Genomic DNA, 17,326 nt, shown 5'->3' with positions numbered 1-17,326 from the left:
AGGGGCCATCCGATTCCGTGATCCAGCTTCTCGCCTTTTACCTGTTCGCGATCATCGTGTGCGTCTCCGGCGCATTCACGATCCTGTCGCGTAACCCGGTACATTCCGTCCTCTGGCTCATCCTGGCGTTCTTCAACGCCGCGGGCCTGATGGTGCTCGTGGGCGCCGAATTCATCGCCATGCTGCTGGTGATCGTGTACGTCGGCGCGGTCGCGGTGCTGTTCCTGTTCGTGGTCATGATGCTCGACATCGACTTCACCGAGCTCCGCGCGGGCGTGATGAAGTACGCCGCCGTCGGCGCGCTGCTCGCCGTTGCGCTGGTCGCCGAGATCATCGTCGCGGTTGGTGCCTGGAGTGCTGGCAAGCTGGCGCTGGGTCGCCGCCTCGCGCCGGTGGAAGACGGCGTGCCGAACATCGAAGCGATCGGCACGCTGCTCTACACACGCTACCTGTTCGTGTTCGAAGGCGCCGGCCTGGTGCTGCTCGTCGCGATGATCGGCGCGATCGTGCTGACCTACCGCAAGCGCAGCGACGTGCGGCCGCAGAACATCGCGCGCCAGAACGCCCGCCGCGCCAAGGATGCCACCCGTAACATGAACCCGGCGGTCGGGCAGGGGATGGAGCTGTGATCTCGCTAACCCATTATCTGGTCGTCTCGGCGATCCTGTTCACCATGGGGGTGCTCGGCATCTTCATGAACCGGAAGAACCTGATCGTCATTCTGATGGCGATCGAGCTCATCCTGCTCAGCGTGAACCTCAATTTCGTCGCCTTCTCGTCGTTCCTGCACGACCTGGTGGGCCAGGTGTTCGCGATGTTCGTGCTGACCGTCGCCGCTGGCGAGGCCGCGATCGGCCTTGCCATCCTGGTCATCTATTTCCGCGGTCGCGGCACGATTTCGGTCGACGACGTCAATCGGATGAAGGGCTGATGTCGTCCATTCTGATCATCGTATTCCTGCCGCTCCTCGCGGCAGCCGTTGCGGGGCTCGTGAACAAGTCGTTCGGCGCCGCGCTGCCCAAGATCGTCACCACGGGCTCGCTGTTCGTGGCGTGCGGCCTGTCCTGGCCGATCTTCCTCTCCTACCTCAGCGGCTCGGCCGCGCCGAGCGTCACCCCGGTACTGCACTGGATGACCTCGGGCACGATGAGCTTCGCCTGGGAACTGCGCGTCGATGCGCTTACCGCGGTGATGCTCGTGGTGGTCACCAGCGTCTCGGCGCTCGTCCACCTCTATAGCTGGGGCTATATGAGCGAGGAGCCGGATCAGCCGCGCTTCTTCGCCTATCTCTCGCTGTTCACCTTCGCGATGCTGATGCTCGTGACGGCGAACAACCTGGTGCAGATGTTCTTCGGCTGGGAAGGCGTGGGTCTCGCGTCCTACCTGCTGATCGGCTTCTGGTTCCGCAAGCCCAGCGCCAATGCCGCCGCGATCAAGGCCTTCGTGGTCAACCGCGTCGGCGATCTCGGCTTCATGCTCGGCATCTTCGGCGTGTTCCTGGTGTTCGGCACCGTCGACATCCCGACGATCCTGGCGGCGGCGCCGAACCATGCGGGTTCGACGATCGGCTTCCTCGGCTATCGCTTCGACACGATCACCGTGCTCTGCCTGCTGCTGTTCGTCGGCGCGATGGGCAAGTCGGCGCAGCTCGGCCTGCACACCTGGTTGCCGGACGCGATGGAAGGCCCGACGCCGGTGTCGGCGCTGATCCACGCCGCCACCATGGTGACCGCGGGCGTGTTCATGGTCTGCCGCATGTCGCCGCTGTTCGAGCAGAGCGCGGTCGCGATGCACGTCGTAATGGTGATCGGCGCGGCCACCTGCTTCTTCGCCGCCACCGTCGGCACGACGCAGACTGACATCAAGCGCGTGATCGCCTATTCGACCTGTTCGCAGCTCGGCTACATGTTCTTCGCAGCGGGCGTCGGCGCGTACGGCGCGGCGATGTTCCACCTGTTCACGCACGCCTTCTTCAAGGCGCTGCTGTTCCTCGGCGCCGGCTCGGTGATCCATGCGATGCACCACGAGCAGGACATGCGCTATTATGGCGGCCTGTGGAAGAAGATCCCGCTGACCTACACGGCGATGATGGCGGGCACGCTCGCGATCACCGGCGTCGGCATCCCCGCGCTGTTCGGCAACCCGGTGGCGTTCGGCTTTGCCGGCTTCCACTCGAAGGACGCGATCATCGAGGCGGCCTTCGCCTCGGGCAACACCGGCGTGTTCTGGGTCGGCGTGGTCGTCGCGCTGCTGACGAGCTTCTACTCGTGGCGCGTGGTGTTCCTGACCTTCCACGGCAAGCCGCGCTGGGCCGCTTCCGAGCACATCCAGCACGCGGTGCACGACGCGCACGGCCATGGTCATCACGACGATCATGCGCATGATACGCACGGCCATGGCAGCGAGCATGCCAATGCGCCGGCGCAGGAAGATGCGGGCCATACGCCGCACGGCACCCATGCGCTCCACGCGCACGAGGCCGAGGGCACGGCGGGCTACCATCCGCACGAGAGCCCGCTGGTCATGCTGATCCCGCTGATCCTGCTGTCGATCGGCGCGGTGCTGGCAGGCTTCGTGTTCCACGGCGCCTTCATCGAGCCGACCGCGGGCGAGACCTATTGGCACGGCGCGCTCGCCTTCAACGAGCACCTGATGCACGCGATGCATGAAGTGCCGGTGTGGGTGAAGCTCTCGGCCACGGTGGCGATGCTGCTGGGCCTGGGCACCGCGGTATTCGCGTACATCGTTTCGCCGGGCTTCCCGGCGGCCTTCGCCGAGCAGGTGCGTCCGCTGTATCTGTTCCTGCTCAACAAATGGTATTTCGACGAGCTCTACAACCTGCTCTTCGTGCGTCCCGCGTTCGCCATCGGGCGACTGTTCTGGAAGCGCGGCGACGAGCAGACGATCGACCGGTTCGGCCCTAATGGCGCGGCGCGCCTGGTGCAGTTCGGAAGCTTCGGGGCCGTCAAGCTGCAATCGGGGTATCTCTACACCTATGCCTTCGTCATGCTGATCGGACTCACGGCCGCGCTCACCTGGGTCATTGCGAGGTGATGGAATAATGACCGGCTTTCCGATCCTTTCCGTCCTGCTCGCGGTGCCCGCGGTCGCCGCAGTGGTCTGCCTGTTCGTGGGCGCCCAGGGCGCCCGCTGGACGGCGCTCCTCGCGACGCTCGTCAACCTGGCGCTCGGCGCCTGGCTCTGGACCCAGTTCCAGCATGGCGACGGTGCCCCGCAGTGGCAGTTCGTCGAGCATGTCACGCTGTTCAAGATGGGCGGCGTCGAGTTCTCCTGGGCGCTCGGCATCGACGGCTTCGCCTTCCTGCTGATCGAGCTCTCGCTGTTCCTGATGCCGATCTGCATCGGCGCCAGCTGGCTCTCGGTCACCAAGCGCGTGCCCGAGTACATGGCGGCGTTCCTCGCGACCGAAGTGCTGATGATCGGCACCTTCGCCGCGCAGGACCTGTTCCTGTTCTACATCTTCTTCGAAGGTGGCCTGATCCCGATGTATCTGATCATCGGCATCTGGGGCGGCGTGAACCGCATCTACGCGTCGTACAAGTTCTTCCTGTACACGCTGCTCGGCTCGCTGCTGATGCTCATCGCGATGATCGCGATGGTGCTGAGCACCGGCACCACCTCGATCCCATTCCTGATGGCGCACGACTTCCCGGCAAGCTGGCAGACCTGGCTGTGGCTGGCCTTCTTCGCCTCGTTCGCGGTGAAGATGCCGATGTGGCCGGTCCACACCTGGCTTCCCGACGCGCACGTCCAGGCGCCGACCGCCGGCTCGGTCATCCTGGCGGGCGTACTGCTGAAGCTCGGCGGCTATGGCTTCCTGCGCTTCTCGCTGCCGATGTTCCCGGTCGCGTCGGTGCAGTTCATGTGGGTGGTGTTCGGCCTGTCCTGCGTCGCGGTGGTCTACACCTCGCTCGTCGCGCTCGTGCAGAGCGACATGAAGAAGCTGATCGCCTATTCGTCGGTCGCGCACATGGCGATCGTCACCATGGGCCTGTTCGCCTTCAACGCGAACGGCATCGACGGTGCGATGATGGTGATGCTGGGCCACGGCGTGGTGTCGGGCGCGCTCTTCCTGTGCGTCGGCATCATCTATGATCGCCTGCACACCCGTGAGATCGACCGCTATGGCGGCCTCGCGATCAACATGCCGCGCTATGCCGTGCTGTTCCTGCTGTTCACCATGGCTTCGATCGGCCTGCCGGGTACCAGCAACTTCGTCGGCGAGTTCTTCAGCCTCGCCGGCGTGTACCAGGTCTCGACCGCGACCGCGCTGATTGGCACCACCGGCATCATCCTCGGCGCCGCCTATATGCTCTACCTGTTCCGCCGGGTGGTGTGGGGCGACCTGACCAAGGACGATGTGAAGGCGATGCCGGACCTCGACGGACGCGAAGTCGCGATGCTCGTCGCGCTGGCTGCCGTGGTGTTGTGGATGGGCGTGTACCCGACCAGCTTCACCGCACCGATGCGCGCCGACGTCGCGCGGCTGACGCAGCGCCTCGACAGCGCCGCGCACACCGCGTCGATCAGCGACTCCAAGCCCACGCCGGGCGCGCCCAAGGCGGCCCCCGCCCATGAAGCCTCCGCGCACGGGGAGGCGCACTGATGGCCACTTCAATGCAATTGCTGATGACCCTGCCCGAGCTGGTGCTCGCGTTCGGTTCGATCGTCCTGATGCTGGTGGCTGCCTGGGGCGGCCAGGCATCGACCAGGCTGGTGAGCTGGGCCTCGGTGGCGCTGCTGGCTGGCGCAGGCATCGCGCTGACGGGCCCGGCCTCGACCGGCGGCATCGCCTTTGGCGGCCTGTTCCGGGCGGACGCGTTCGCGACCTTCGCCAAGGTGGTGATCTATGTCGCCGCCGCGGTGTCGATCCTGATCGCGCCGGGCTTCTTCCAGCGCACCTCGGGTGAGGATCTGCGTCCGGAATATCCGGTGCTGATCCTGCTCTCCACCGTGGGCATGGGCATGATGGTATCGGCAGGCGACCTGCTGACCCTCTATGTCGGTCTCGAGCTGCAGAGCCTCTCGGCGTACATCCTCGCCAGCTTCATGCGGCGCGACACGCGCTCGGCCGAAGCGGGCCTGAAGTATTTCGTGCTGGGCGCGCTGGCCTCGGGCATCCTGCTCTACGGCATCAGCCTGGTGTACGGCTTCGCCGGGACGACGCTGTTCGAGGGCATCGAAGGCGCCTATCATGCGGGTCTCGCGGGTGCGCAGCACACCGGCCTGCTGTTCGGCCTGGTCTTCGTCTTCGCCGGTCTCGCCTTCAAGATCTCGGCCGTGCCGTTCCACATGTGGACGCCGGACGTGTATGAAGGCGCACCGACGCCGGTCACCGCCTATTTCGCCTCGGCCCCGAAGATGGCGGCGGTGGCGATGGCGGTCCGCGTCGCGGTCGACGCGATGGGTCCGGCGATCTTCGAATGGCGCCAGATCGTGATCTTTGCCTCGCTCGCCTCGATCATTTTCGGCGCGGTGGCGGCGATCGGTCAGACCAACATCAAGCGTCTGCTTGCCTATTCGTCGATCAACAATGTCGGCTTCGCGCTGATCGGCCTTGCCGCCGGCGGCGAGGAAGGCGTGGCGAGCGTGCTCGTCTACATGGCGATCTACGTGGTCATGACGATCGGCAGCTTCCTCGTGGTGCTGCAGATGCGCGGGCAGGACGGGGAGCAGATCGAGACGATCGCGAGCCTCTCCGGCATGTCGCGGACCCGTCCGGGCCTGGCTGCGGCGCTGGCGATCTTCATGTTCAGCCTCGCGGGCATTCCGCCGCTGCTCGGCTTCTTCGCCAAGCTGGGCGTGTTCATCGCCGCGATGCACTCGGGCCTGATCGCCTTCGCCACGGTCGGCGCCGCAGCCTCGACGATCGGTGCCTTCTATTACCTCAAGATCGTCAAGACGATGTACTTCGACGAGCCGGCGCCTGCCTTCTCGGGCAAGACCGATCTCGTCGAAGGCGGCCTGATCGCGATCAGCGCCGTCGTCATCTCGCCGATCGGCTGGCTGGTGTTCGGTGCGCTCGGCACCTGGTCGCTGGTGGCTGCGAAGGCGCTGTTCTGACCCCTGTGATCCGGACCGTCGCCGAGACGGGATCGACCAATGCCGACATCCTTTCCCTGGCGCTTACGGGCGCCGGGGAAGGGCTGTGGCTCCGGGCCGAACGCCAGACCGCCGGCAAGGGCCGGCAGGGGCGCGCCTGGGTCTCGCCCACGGGCAACCTCTACATTTCCACGCTGGTCCGCGTGCGGCCGACCGATCCGTCGCCGGCGACGCTGGCGCTGCTCTCGGCCGTCGCGCTGGAGGAAGCGGTGCGGGCGTTCGGCGTTGCGCCGATGCTCAAATGGCCCAACGACCTGCTGGTGGGCGGCGCCAAGCTCTCCGGCATCCTGCTCGAACGGGCCGGGGACGCCATTGCGGTCGGCATCGGCGTGAACCTGGCGGCGGCGCCCGAGGGGCTGGACCGCGCCGCGACAAGCCTCGCCGACCAGGGCGTGACCGTCTCTCCCGACATTTTTGCCGAGGTGCTCGCCGAAAGCTTCGGCCGCTGGCTCGAACGCTGGCGGGGCGAAGGCATGTGGCCGGTGCGCGAGCGCTGGCTCGCCAAGGCGCATCCCGAGGGTACTGCGCTCACCGCGCGGCTCGCCGACGGGTCGAGCTTCGACGGGTTGTTTGGCGGACTGGATTCGAGCGGGGCGCTGATCCTGCGCTTGGCCGATGGGACGACCCGTGCCATTCACGCGGGCGACGTGTTCCTGCTGTAACGAGGAAGAGGGAAGGGCGATGCTGCTCGCGATCGACGCCGGCAATACCAATGTCGTGTTCGCGCTGGTGGACGGCGGCGAGATCCGCGCCCGCTGGCGCATCGCCACCGATCCGCGGCGCACCGCCGACGAATATGCGGTGTGGCTCAGCCAGTTGCTGGCGCTGGAGGGCTTCGACCGCAGCGCGGTGAGCGGGGTGATCGTCGGCACGGTGGTGCCGCGCGCGCTTCACAATCTCGAAGTGCTTGCCAGCAAGTATTTCAAGACCGAGGCGGTGATCGCCGGCAAGGGCAGCGCCGAATGGGGCTTCGCGCTCGATGTGGACGAGCCGCAGAATCTCGGCGCGGACCGCGCGCTCAACGTGCTCGCCGGCCATGCCCGCCATGCCGGCGACCTGATCCTCATCGATTTCGGCACCGCGACCACTTTCGATGTGGTCGACTATCGCGGCGCCTATAAGGGCGGGATCATCGCGCCGGGCATCAACCTCTCGCTGGACGCCCTGGTGACCGCCGCGGCCAAGCTGCCGCGCATCGCGATCTCCGCGCCGGAGACCGCCACGGTGATCGGTCGCAACACCGTCGATCAGATGCATATCGGCATCTACTGGGGCTATGTCGCGATGATCGAGGGGCTGGTCGCGCGCCTCAAGGCCGAGGTGGGCCGGCCGCTCAAGGTTATTGCGACGGGTGGGCTGGCGATTCTCTTCGAAAGGCATACATCGGTGTTCGATACGATCGAGCCCGATCTCACCATCCAGGGCTTGGCGATGCTGTGGGAACGCAGCCAGCAAGGAAATTAAGTGACCCCAAGAAACGAACTGCTCTTCCTCGCCCTCGGTGGCTCGGGCGAGATTGGCATGAACGTCAATCTCTATGGCTGCGACGGCAAATGGCTGATGGTCGATTGCGGCATCACGTTCGGCGATGCCAGCTATCCGGGCATCGACGTGATCCTGCCCGACCTCCAGTTCATCGAGGACCGGGTGGACGACCTGCTCGGCATCGTGCTGACGCACGGGCATGAGGACCATATCGGCGCGCTGCCCTATCTCGCCGCCGATCTCGGCGTACCGCTCTACGCGACGCCGTTCACCGCGGGCCTGATCCACGGCAAGCTGGCCGAGGAAGGCATCGAGGACCGCATCGAGCTCAACGTGGTCAAGGAAGAGGGGCCGTTCGACATCGGCCCGTTCACGATCACCTACACGCCGCTCGCCCATTCGATCCCCGAGGGCAATGCGGTGCTGATCGAGACGCCGTACGGCAAGGTGTTCCATACCGGCGACTGGAAGCTGGACGAGGCGCCCTCGCTGGGCGGCTCGGCGACCGCCGAGGAACTGACCGCGATCGGCGATACCGGCGTGCTCGCGCTGGTGTGCGATTCGACCAACGTGTTCAATCCCGAGGCATCGGGCTCGGAAGCCGATGTGCGCAAGGGGCTGGACGAAGTGGTCGCCGGGGCCAAGGGCCGCGTGCTCGTCACCACCTTCGCGTCCAATGCGGCGCGGCTGCAGACGCTGGGCGAGGTCGCCCGCGACACCGGCCGCGAGCTGTGCGTCGCCGGGCGTTCGCTGGACCGGATCATCCGCGTCGCCAAGGCGACCGGCTATCTGCGTGACTTCCCCGAGCTGATCGACTTCGACAAGGCGATGACGCTGCCCGCCTCGCGCGTGCTGATCGTCGCGACCGGCGGCCAGGGCGAGCCGCGCGCCGCGCTCAACCGCATCGCCGAGGGCAGCCATGTGCTCAAGCTCCACCAGGGCGATCTGGTGGTGTTCTCCTCGCGCCAGATCCCCGGCAACGAGATCGCGATCGGCAAGATCATGAACACGCTGGCCGACAAGGGCGTCGACATCATCACCGATCGCCAGGCCTTCGTGCACGTGTCGGGCCATCCGGGGCGCCCGGAGCTGGCCGCGATGTACAAGTGGATCCGCCCGGAGATCATCGTGCCGGTGCACGGCGAGATCCGCCACATGCACGAACAGGCCCGCTTCGCGCTGGAGCAGGGCGTGCCCAAGGCGGTGAAGCAGCAGAATGGCGAGATCATCCGTCTTGCGCCCAACGGCCCGGCGAAGATCGGCCATGCGACGGTCGGCCGCCTCGTCCTCGACGGCGACGTGATCCTGCCGGCGGACGGCGCGACCATGGGCGAGCGCCGCCGGATTGCGCTCTACGGCCAGATGTCGGTCGCGGTGGCGATCGATCGCAAGGGCAAGCTGCTCGGTCAGCCGCAGATCCGCATCCAGGGCGTGCCGGTGGAAGAGGACCGCGAAGACCTGATCGACGCCGCCGCCGATGCCGCCGCCGAGGCGGTGAAGAAGGACTGGCGCGACCGCGAGAAGCTGCGCGAGTCGCTGCGCCTTGCGGTGCGGCGGGTTGCGGTGCGCTTCACCGGCAAGAAGCCGGTAGTGGACGTGCTGCTGATCGAGGCGTAGTCTCGCACCCATGAGGTGGCAGTCGGCGCTCGCGATCTATACGCTCTTCTGGGCGTTGTCGGTGTTCTTCGTGCTGCCCTTCGGGGTGCGGACCAGCGAGGAAGCGGGCGTGCCGCTCGTGCCGGGTCAGGCACCCAGCGCGCCGCACAGCTTCGATCCCAAGCGGATCGTGCTACGCACCACGATCCTCTCGGCGGTGCTCTTCACTGCGTTCTACCTAAACTATGTCTATGGCTGGGTAACCGCCGACATGCTGGACTGGACGCGCTAACCAGCCGCAAAATCAGCGTTAATCCGACGCTTGCCGTCCCCTGGATCTATAAGGTCGGGATGGAAGACCTTCTTCGCCATCACGCCCAGATGCTTGCAGCGCTCGATGCGCTGGAGCAGCTGGTGCTTGCGCCGACCTGTGACGAAAAGGCCGTGATGGCGGTCCGCTACCGCCTGACCCGGGCGAGCAGTGCGCGTCGGCGCGACGTGGTGCGGCTGTGCGAGGCGCTCATCGCGCAGGGCGTGGCCGATCCTGCGCTCTCGTCGCTCCGCGACGCGACAAATGCCTCGCGCAGCGCCTCGAGCAGCCATATCGGTACCTGGACGCTGCGCCAGGTGGCGGCGGACTGGCCGGGATATGTGCGTGCCTCGACACGGATGCAGGCAACGCTGCGGCGGGAAATTGCCCGCGAGCGCAGCGTGCTTGCGGCGCATGTGAAAGCGGCTGCCTAGGCTTTCGCATTTCTGTCATCTTCGCTTGTCATGCGGCAGCCTTTGGCGCGGCCGCGCCGCGCAGGGGAGACCGGACGATGCAGATCACACGACGCGAGCTATTGCTGGGGGGCGCCGGTGCCACGCTGCTGCTCGGTGCGCCTGCGTTGGTTCGCGCACAGCAGGTGTTCCGCAGCTATCCCTTCACGCTGGGCGTCGCGGCAGGGGACGCGGCGGCGGACGGCTTCGTGCTGTGGACTCGCCTCGCGCCTGAGCCGCTGGAGCAGCATGGCGGGATGCCCATGGCCCCGATCGCGGTGCAGTGGGAAGTCGCGGCCGACAGCGGCTTCAAGACGATCGCCGCCAAGGGCGAGGCGATCGCCCGCCCCGAACTGGCGCATTCGGTGCATGTCGAAGTCGCCGGGCTGCAGCCGGACCGGCCCTATTGGTATCGCTTCACCTGCGGGCGGGAGCGGTCGGTGCGCGGCCGGGTGAAGACGCTGCCTGCGGCGGGGAGCCCGGTTGCCCAGGCGCGCTTCGTCGTTGCCGGCTGCCAGCATTACGAACAGGGGCTCTACACCGCCTATGGCCACGCCGCGCGCGAGGACGCGGACTTCCTGTTCCATTATGGCGACTATATCTATGAAGGCCGCGGCAACACGGTCGCGCTCGACTATAACGGCAACCCCCGCAAGTTCCTGCGCGCGCATGCCGGCGAGGAGCCGTTCAGCCTGGACGACTATCGCCGCCGCTACGCGCAGTACAAGACCGACGCGGATCTGCAGGCCGCGCACGCCGCCCTCGGCTGGTACGCGACCTTCGACGATCATGAGGTGCAGAACAACTGGGTGGCCGATCGCGACCAGAACGGTACCCCGCCCGAGGCCTTCCTGCTGCGCCGCGCTGCGGCCTTCCAGGCCTGGTACGAGCATATGCCGGTGCGCAGCACGTCGATCCCCAGGGGCGGTGCGATCCAGGCCTATCGCCGCGCCCGGTTCGGCGACCTGCTCGACCTGCACCTGCTCGATACCCGCCAGTTCCGCACCGACCAGCCCTGCGACGACGGCTTCAAGCCGCGCTGCGCCGGCTGGGATGCCGCGGATGCGCAGGTGCTGGGCAACCCGCGGGAGGCGTGGCTGACCCGCAACCTTGCCGAGGGCAAGGCCCGGTGGAATGCGATCGCCCAGCAGGTGATGGTGATGCCGCTCGACCGCCGGACCGGCGACGAACCCGAGATGATCCGCAACATGGACAGCTGGGGTGGCTATGATCGCCCGCGCGAACGGCTTCTGCGCAGCTTTGAAGGCCATGGCAATGTCGTGGTGCTGACCGGCGACGAGCATCAGAACTATGCCGGTGAGCTCCGCACCAGGGGCGGGCAGGGCGATGCGGTGGCGGTGGAGTTCGTCTCCACCTCGATTAGCTCCGGCGGCGACGGCGCGGATCTCCGCCCGGGCAGCGACAGGATCCTCGCGCGCAACCCCTATCTCAAATATATGAACGACCGGCGCGGCTATCTGCTGTGCGAGGTCGGTCGCGCGCAGTGGCAGGCGAAGTTCCGCACCGTGGACTCGGTGAGCGAGGCAGGGGCACCGGTGAAGACGGCGCGGACGGCAATCGTGCCGCATGGCCGGCCCGAGCTCAGCTTCGGCTGAGCCCGGCGGCTATCGAGCCCACCAACGGCACCCCGGCGAACGCTGGGGTCTCGTGGCGCTGTGCGCAAAGGGAAAACCGCACCTGCAGGAGATGCCGGCCTGCGCCGGCATGACGCTGCGGGAGGTGGGCCGACGGGCGTGCCTTCCCTGTCAGCTCCGCAGTCGCTCGATTGCCTGGGCGAGCGCGACATAGAGCTTGCCCGCATCGGAGGAGAGCAAGGTCACCGCCAGCGGATTGCCTTCGCGCAGGCTGAGTACCTGGCGGAGCATCGTCTCGAAATCATGGACATAGCGGTGCACATTCTCGCGGAATGTGTCGTCATGGTCGTAGAGGCGGTGGATCTCGCGCGCCTCGTGCGGCGCCAGCAGGCGCACCGCACGGCGGGTGAACACGCCGCGATCGCCCTTCAGATAGGCGGCCCACGCGCCGTCGGTCACCTCGGTCGAGAAGGTCTTGGCGATATCGATCGAGGTCGAGTGCAGCGCGTCGATCAGCAGCGCCATGCGGTGGGCGAAGCCGTCGCTGTCCGCACGTTCCTGCGCGTCCTGCGCCTCGGCAATGCGGGCATCGGCAGCCTGGGTAGCGCTTTCGATCGCGCTCATCTGCGCACGGAGATGCTCGGCGGCGCGCGCCGCAGCCCCGATCGCGGCGTCGGCGGCGCGGGTAAGCGTGTCGACCTGCTGGCGCACCGAAATCTCGACCGCGCGCTCGACCGCGCTATCGGTCGCGTCCTGCAGCACGCGGTGGACCGCGGGCACGATGCCGTCGATCGCCTCACGCGCATGATCCGCCGCCTTGTTGGCGCTGTCACGCACTCGGATCAGCGTTTCGATCAGGTCGGGCGCGGCATCGCTGGTAAAGCTGCGGGCATGGAGGATCGCGGCATCCACCGCGCGGCTGAGCGTCTCGGCCTGCTCGGTAGCGGTTACCAGCGTCTCGGCGAGCGCGGCGCGCCCCTTGTCCAGCGCTGCCTGCTGGCGTGTGACGGCGGCGGCAATGCCCTCCACCGCGTCATGGGTCGATTCGGCGGCAGTGACGAGGCCGAGCAGCTCGGGCTTGGACGCGGCGATGCGCTTGCGGGTCGCGTCGATGCGACCGTCCAGCCGCTCCAGCGCGGCGGGCATCGTCTCGTCGATCTCGCGGGCGGCGGCGTCTAGCGCGGTGAGCAGCTGTTCCGAGGTGGCGATCACCGCGCGCGCGGTTGCTTCGCCGGTGCGCATCGATTCGGTCATGCCGTCCATCGACTGATGCAGGCCGTGGATCGCACCGGCCAGCGCCTCGGTTCGGCGGGTGCCGGCCGCGTGGAGCACCTCCAGCTCGCGGTCGAACCCGACCGCGCCTTCGGAAAGCCGGGTGAACAGCGCATCGCCGCGCCGCTGCTCCTCGCTCAGCCGGGCGGAGATGCGAATGATCGCATCCTCGATCAGCGCCATGCGCTGCGCCATCAGCGCGCTGCTGTCCTCGCCGGCGCGCTCGAGCGCCGCCTGGTTGGCGCCCAGCATCGCCAGCATCGCCTCGCCTTGCGCCGCGATGCTCTGGCGCGACTGGTCGACCGCCGCGGCGGCGCGATCGAGCACGCCGTCCACCTGCGCGGACATCTGGTCGGTCACCTGCTCCAGCCGGCTGCTGGCGGCCTCGCTGGTCGCCTCCATGCGGGAAATGTGCGCCGCCAGCCGCTCGGCCGCGCCGCTGGCGATGCGGTCCGCCTCGCGGCCGCGTTCGGCGAGCACGGTCAGCTGGATATCGAGGGCCGCGGCAGTCTGTCCGGCCTGGAGACCGGCGGCATCGACGCGGTCGGCAAGCCCGCGCATCTCGTCATGGGCGCGGGGGAGGGACGACAGCACCACCGCCACGCCGCGCTCGGCCGCGCTGGTCGCGTCACTGAGGCGCTGGGTGCCGCCGGCCAAGGCCTCTGCCTGGCGTGCGGCGCTGGCAGCGGCGTGGGCAAGCCGCTCGGCGGCGGCGTCGCTCAGTACGGAAAGGCTGGTTTCCTGCTCGGCAAGCGCGGCGCGCTGCGCGAGCAGACGATCGGTCAGTGCGGCGGTGCGCGCTTCGAGTTGGGCGGCGGCGTCGTGCATCGCAAGCGCGGTATCGCCGAAGCGGCGCGCCTCGGACCGGCTGGTGCGCATCACCACCAGATAGAGCAGCGCAACCACGCCGCCGGGAATGCAGAGCGCCGCCAGCAACTGAACTCGGGCAAAGTCGCTCAGCGGTTCCTGCCAGGCGGGCACGGCCAGCGAAGCCATGCCATAGGTCGCGCCGACGCCGGCGAGGATCGCAACCAGCGGTGCGATCCATTCCAGCGGCGAAGCAGGGTCCGGGGACTCCTCGCGCGTCCCGGGCGCGGGCGGATCGACGACGGAGCTTTCCGCCATCACCGGCACATCGGCGGGCAGCGGTTCAGGCATCGCAGCGGATTCGGCAATAGATCCCCCAGTCATCCCGCCACTCTACCAGCTTTGCGGCCCGGACCAAGGGCAGCAAGGAACGAATGGTTAACGATCCACCGCGTACATCTGCCACCATGTTGTACGACCACGCCGTTTTCGACACGACCTTCGCGACCGCCGTGCAGAACGATCCGGCCCTGATCGCAGAACTCCAGCGCGCGTTCCTGGAAAGCATGCATCGCTCGGCGAGGATGGCGGCTTCGGGGGGCGACACCGCCCAATGGGCCGGCGCCGCGCTGCATCTGCAGCGGCTTGCCGGCAGCGTGGCGATGCCTGGCCTCGACGCGGCGGTGCGCGAGACGCTGCTCGGCAGCGCACCCGCGGATCGTGCGGATCTCGCCGACTGATCAGTCGGCCGCAGCCGATTCCGGCTCGAAGGTATCGGTATCCCAGTTGCGCACGAAGGCGGAACCGGTCGGCGTGTCGATCAGGTGCAGCCAGCTGTCGTCGATGTTGAGCACGGCACCCAGCGACACGCATTCCACGGCGCGTGCGCCGATGGCGTCATCCTCCAGCCCGCGATAGTCGCCGCGGATTCGCCAGCCACTATCGGGTTCATCGCCGATCACCGGGGGCAGCGGCAGTTCGCGATAGAGATAATGCACCGGCGCGCGTTCCGCGAGCACGCAGGCGTCGACGAGACAGCGCGCCTCATAGTGCCGCCGGGCGGGCGCCGAGGGCGGGCGCACCGGATGGTCCTCCCCCCAGCGAAGATCGATCACATCGCCGCGCCGGAAGCGGATTTCGCGGCCTGGGCGAAGCTGCGGCATGTCGAGCGGCGCATTGTCCAGCCTGCCCCAAAGCTGCTCGCCCTCGATGCGGGTGACTCGCACCCACATGCGCTCCGCGGCATATTCGCGCGACGGCGGGTCAGACTGGAAGATCAGCTTGACCAGGTCGCCAGGGCGCAGCGCCAGCACCTCATTCTCGCTGGGCAGGAAGAAGGTGTAGGGCGCAGCCTCCGCCAAGGGCCGGGGATCGGCGATCATCGTGCTGCCGAACAGCCGCCGACGCCACCGGTAAAGCATGTCGCGGATCGTACTCATCGCTTTCGACTCAACTCGCGCATCGCCGCATCGATCCCTGCAATCGTCAGGGGATACATACGATCGCGCATCAGCTCGCGGATCATCGTCACCGAGTGCGAATAGGCCCATTGTGCCTCGGGCAGCACATTGAGCCAGACGGTGGCGGGGTAGGTATCGGTCACCCGCTGCAGCCAGGTGGCACCCGGCTCCTCGTTCATATGCTCGACCGAGCCGCCGACATGGCTGATCTCATAGGGGCTCATCGACGCGTCGCCGACGAAGATCACCTTATAATCATGGCCGTATTTGTGGAGAATGTCCGCGGTGCGGGTGCGTTCGGTGAAGCGCCGGCGATTGTCCTTCCACACGCCTTCGTAGAGGCAGTTGTGGAAGTAGAAGAATTCGAGGTTCTTGAACTCGCTGGTCGCCGCCGAAAACAGCTCCTCGCAGAGTTTGACGAACGGATCCATCGACCCGCCGACATCGAGGAAGAGCAGCAGCTTCACGGCATTGTGCCGCTCCGGCCGCATCTTGACGTCGAGCCACCCCTGCCGCGCGGTGCCGGCGATCGTGCCGTCGATGTCGAGCTCCTCGGCGGCGCCTTCGCGGGCGAAGCGGCGCAGGCGGCGGAGCGCCACCTTGATGTTGCGCGTACCGAGCTCGCGGGTGGAATCGAGGTTGCGATAGTCGCGCGCCTCCCACACCTTGACCGCGCGCTGGTGCCTGCCCTCGCCGCCGATCCGGACGCCTTCGGGGTTATAGCCGCCATTGCCGAAGGGCGAGGTGCCGCCGGTGCCGATCCATTTGCTGCCGCCCTGATGGCGCTCATGCTGCTCGGCAAGCCGCTGCTGGAGCGTCTCCATCAGCTTTTCCCAGGATCCCAGCGCCTCGATCTGCGCCTTTTCCTCCTCGGTCAGATACTTCTCGGCAATGGCGCGCAGCCATTCCTCGGGGATCTCGGCCGGCGCCACGCCATAGCTGGTCGCGATGCCGCGGAACACCTTGGCGAACACCTGATCGAACCGGTCGAGCAGGCCCTCGTCCTTCACATAGGTCGCGCGGGCAAGAAAGTAGAATGCCTCCGGCGTCGGCTCGATCACCTGCGCGTCCAGCGCCTCGAGCAGCAGCAGGTGTTCCTTGAGGCTGGCAGGAATGCCCGCGGCGCGCAGTTCGTCGAGAAAGGCCAGGAACATGGCGCTAGGATACGCCCGCCGGGGAAGTAGCGTCCACTACGTTGACCGCCTTAGGGGCTCGACACGGCGCAGGCTCATTTCTGCCGCCGCGCCATGAAGGCGAGCCGCTCGAACAGCATCACGTCCTGCTCGTTCTTGAGGAGCGCGCCGTGAAGCGGGGGGATCGCCTTGGTGGGATCGCGCGACTGCAGCACCTCCAGCGGCATGTCTTCGTGGAGCAACAGCTTCAGCCAATCGAGCAGCTCGCTGGTCGACGGCTTCTTCTTGAGGCCGGGCACCTCGCGGATCTCGTAGAACAGTTCCATCGCGCGGGTGACGAGCAGCTTCTGGATGCCGGGGAAGTGGACGTCCACGATGGCCTGCATCGTGTCGCGATCGGGGAACTTGATGTAATGGAAGAAGCAGCGGCGCAGAAAGGCGTCGGGCAGCTCCTTCTCGTTGTTCGAGGTGATCACGACGATCGGCCGCTCTACCGCGCGCACCGTCTCGCCGGTTTCGTAGACATGGAATTCCATGCGATCGAGTTCCTGGAGCAGGTCGTTCGGGAACTCGATATCGGCCTTGTCGATCTCGTCGATCAGCAGCACCGGCAAGGTGGGGCTGGTGAACGCCTCCCACAGCTTGCCCCGGCGGATATAGTTGCCGATGTCGTGGACGCGCGGATCGCCGAGCTGGCCGTCGCGCAGCCGCGCCACCGCGTCATATTCATACAGGCCCTGCTGCGCCTTGGTGGTCGACTTGACGTTCCACTCGATGAGCGGCGCACCGACCGCCTTGGCGATCTCGGTCGCCAGCACGGTCTTGCCGGTGCCGGGCTCGCCCTTGACGAGCAGTGGGCGCCGCAGCGTGACGGCGGCATTGACCGCGACCTTCAGGTCGGCGGTCGCGACATAGCTCTGGGTGCCTTCGAAGCGCATGGGAGGAAAATGGGCCGAACAGTGGCCGGTTGCAACCCATCCCGCGGGACAGGGGGGACTGCAGCCCGCCGCAAACCCTTGCGGGGCACAGGAGCGATCGACGAATCGGTACGTAGTGTCACGGAAACGCTATGTAACGCCCGGGCCCCTCGACT

16 protein-coding genes are annotated in these 17,326 nt (G+C 67.0%); 12 read left to right on the top strand and 4 right to left on the bottom strand.

The window, feature by feature from the left end; translation table 11 throughout:
- Window positions 1-17: 17 nt before the first annotated feature.
- The 11 genes from OIM94_RS04390 to OIM94_RS04340 all read left to right on the top strand — a co-directional run bounded on the left by OIM94_RS04390 (window position 18) and on the right by OIM94_RS04340 (window position 11,582).
- A complete protein-coding gene (locus OIM94_RS04390; protein ID WP_264608890.1) occupies window positions 18-629 on the top strand; it encodes an NADH-quinone oxidoreductase subunit J in 612 nt (203 codons plus the stop codon).
- Window positions 626-931 (top strand): NADH-quinone oxidoreductase subunit NuoK, encoded by a 306-nt coding sequence (nuoK, locus tag OIM94_RS04385; protein WP_010545141.1) that lies wholly within the window; start codon window positions 626-628, stop codon window positions 929-931. The genes OIM94_RS04390 and nuoK overlap by 4 nt, the downstream gene beginning before the upstream one ends.
- On the top strand, window positions 931-3,054 hold the full coding sequence (gene nuoL, locus OIM94_RS04380; RefSeq protein ID WP_264608889.1) for an NADH-quinone oxidoreductase subunit L: 2,124 nt from the start codon (window positions 931-933) through the stop codon (window positions 3,052-3,054). Before nuoK ends, nuoL begins: the two co-directional genes overlap by 1 nt.
- A 7-nt stretch (window positions 3,055-3,061) precedes the next feature.
- Window positions 3,062-4,627: an NADH-quinone oxidoreductase subunit M gene (locus tag OIM94_RS04375; RefSeq protein ID WP_264608888.1), complete on the top strand. Its 1,566-nt coding sequence runs from the start codon at window positions 3,062-3,064 to the stop codon at window positions 4,625-4,627.
- Window positions 4,627-6,084 carry an NADH-quinone oxidoreductase subunit NuoN gene (gene nuoN, locus OIM94_RS04370; RefSeq protein WP_264608887.1) on the top strand — a complete coding sequence of 486 codons (1,458 nt, stop codon included), beginning with the start codon at window positions 4,627-4,629 and terminating at the stop codon, window positions 6,082-6,084. Before OIM94_RS04375 ends, nuoN begins: the two co-directional genes overlap by 1 nt.
- A 5-nt stretch (window positions 6,085-6,089) precedes the next feature.
- On the top strand, window positions 6,090-6,785 hold the full coding sequence (locus OIM94_RS04365) for a biotin--[acetyl-CoA-carboxylase] ligase (protein WP_264608886.1): 696 nt from the start codon (window positions 6,090-6,092) through the stop codon (window positions 6,783-6,785).
- Window positions 6,786-6,804: 19 nt separating this feature from the next.
- Complete coding sequence (locus tag OIM94_RS04360) at window positions 6,805-7,587, top strand: type III pantothenate kinase (RefSeq protein WP_264608885.1); 783 nt, start codon at window positions 6,805-6,807, stop codon at window positions 7,585-7,587.
- A complete protein-coding gene (locus OIM94_RS04355) occupies window positions 7,588-9,225 on the top strand; it encodes a ribonuclease J (protein ID WP_264608884.1) in 1,638 nt (545 codons plus the stop codon).
- A 10-nt stretch (window positions 9,226-9,235) separates the two neighbouring features.
- Window positions 9,236-9,496, top strand: coding sequence for a DUF1467 family protein (locus tag OIM94_RS04350; RefSeq protein ID WP_264608883.1), 261 nt, complete (start codon window positions 9,236-9,238; stop codon window positions 9,494-9,496).
- Between the two features lie 59 nt (window positions 9,497-9,555).
- On the top strand, window positions 9,556-9,948 hold the full coding sequence (locus OIM94_RS04345) for a hypothetical protein (RefSeq protein ID WP_264608882.1): 393 nt from the start codon (window positions 9,556-9,558) through the stop codon (window positions 9,946-9,948).
- Window positions 9,949-10,025: 77 nt separating this feature from the next.
- A complete protein-coding gene (locus OIM94_RS04340; protein WP_264608881.1) occupies window positions 10,026-11,582 on the top strand; it encodes an alkaline phosphatase D family protein in 1,557 nt (518 codons plus the stop codon).
- A 150-nt stretch (window positions 11,583-11,732) separates the two neighbouring features.
- Here the strand turns inward: OIM94_RS04340 and OIM94_RS04335 are convergent, their stop codons facing one another.
- A complete protein-coding gene (locus tag OIM94_RS04335; protein WP_264608880.1) occupies window positions 11,733-13,991 on the bottom strand; it encodes a hypothetical protein in 2,259 nt (752 codons plus the stop codon).
- A gap of 116 nt (window positions 13,992-14,107) precedes the next feature.
- Here OIM94_RS04335 and OIM94_RS04330 point away from each other — a divergent pair, with 116 nt between their 5' ends.
- On the top strand, window positions 14,108-14,380 hold the full coding sequence (locus OIM94_RS04330) for an Hpt domain-containing protein (protein WP_264608879.1): 273 nt from the start codon (window positions 14,108-14,110) through the stop codon (window positions 14,378-14,380).
- Here OIM94_RS04330 and OIM94_RS04325 read toward each other — a convergent pair whose 3' ends face one another.
- The 3 genes from OIM94_RS04325 to OIM94_RS04315 all read right to left on the bottom strand — a co-directional run bounded on the left by OIM94_RS04325 (window position 14,381) and on the right by OIM94_RS04315 (window position 17,171).
- On the bottom strand, window positions 14,381-15,079 hold the full coding sequence (locus OIM94_RS04325) for a DUF2185 domain-containing protein (RefSeq protein ID WP_264608878.1): 699 nt from the start codon (window positions 15,077-15,079) through the stop codon (window positions 14,381-14,383). It abuts the gene before it with no gap.
- Complete coding sequence (locus OIM94_RS04320; RefSeq protein ID WP_264608877.1) at window positions 15,076-16,254, bottom strand: vWA domain-containing protein; 1,179 nt, start codon at window positions 16,252-16,254, stop codon at window positions 15,076-15,078. The genes OIM94_RS04325 and OIM94_RS04320 overlap by 4 nt, the downstream gene beginning before the upstream one ends.
- A gap of 74 nt (window positions 16,255-16,328) precedes the next feature.
- Window positions 16,329-17,171, bottom strand: coding sequence for an AAA family ATPase (locus OIM94_RS04315; protein ID WP_264608876.1), 843 nt, complete (start codon window positions 17,169-17,171; stop codon window positions 16,329-16,331).
- Window positions 17,172-17,326: the final 155 nt, after the last annotated feature.

Origin of the sequence: Sphingomonas sp. R1, assembly GCF_025960285.1 — a bacterium.
GTDB lineage: Bacteria > Pseudomonadota > Alphaproteobacteria > Sphingomonadales > Sphingomonadaceae > Sphingomonas.
Note: the sequence above shows the minus strand (reverse complement) of the source record. Positions and strands in the feature narration are given on the sequence as shown.

What these genes read in the sequence shown, in the direction of transcription:
- nuoL (WP_264608889.1), top strand. Translation starts at nt 931, where the DNA reads ATGTCGTCCATTCTGATCATCGTATTCCTGCCGCTCCTCGCGGCAGCC.
- OIM94_RS04375 (WP_264608888.1), top strand. Translation starts at nt 3,062, where the DNA reads ATGACCGGCTTTCCGATCCTTTCCGTCCTGCTCGCGGTGCCCGCGGTC.
- nuoN (WP_264608887.1), top strand. Translation starts at nt 4,627, where the DNA reads ATGGCCACTTCAATGCAATTGCTGATGACCCTGCCCGAGCTGGTGCTC.
- OIM94_RS04360 (WP_264608885.1), top strand. Translation starts at nt 6,805, where the DNA reads ATGCTGCTCGCGATCGACGCCGGCAATACCAATGTCGTGTTCGCGCTG.
- OIM94_RS04350 (WP_264608883.1), top strand. Translation starts at nt 9,236, where the DNA reads ATGAGGTGGCAGTCGGCGCTCGCGATCTATACGCTCTTCTGGGCGTTG.
- OIM94_RS04345 (WP_264608882.1), top strand. Translation starts at nt 9,556, where the DNA reads ATGGAAGACCTTCTTCGCCATCACGCCCAGATGCTTGCAGCGCTCGAT.
- OIM94_RS04340 (WP_264608881.1), top strand. Translation starts at nt 10,026, where the DNA reads ATGCAGATCACACGACGCGAGCTATTGCTGGGGGGCGCCGGTGCCACG.
- OIM94_RS04335 (WP_264608880.1), bottom strand. Translation starts at nt 13,991, where the DNA reads ATGCCTGAACCGCTGCCCGCCGATGTGCCGGTGATGGCGGAAAGCTCC.
- OIM94_RS04330 (WP_264608879.1), top strand. Translation starts at nt 14,108, where the DNA reads ATGTTGTACGACCACGCCGTTTTCGACACGACCTTCGCGACCGCCGTG.
- OIM94_RS04325 (WP_264608878.1), bottom strand. Translation starts at nt 15,079, where the DNA reads ATGAGTACGATCCGCGACATGCTTTACCGGTGGCGTCGGCGGCTGTTC.
- OIM94_RS04320 (WP_264608877.1), bottom strand. Translation starts at nt 16,254, where the DNA reads ATGTTCCTGGCCTTTCTCGACGAACTGCGCGCCGCGGGCATTCCTGCC.
- OIM94_RS04315 (WP_264608876.1), bottom strand. Translation starts at nt 17,171, where the DNA reads ATGCGCTTCGAAGGCACCCAGAGCTATGTCGCGACCGCCGACCTGAAG.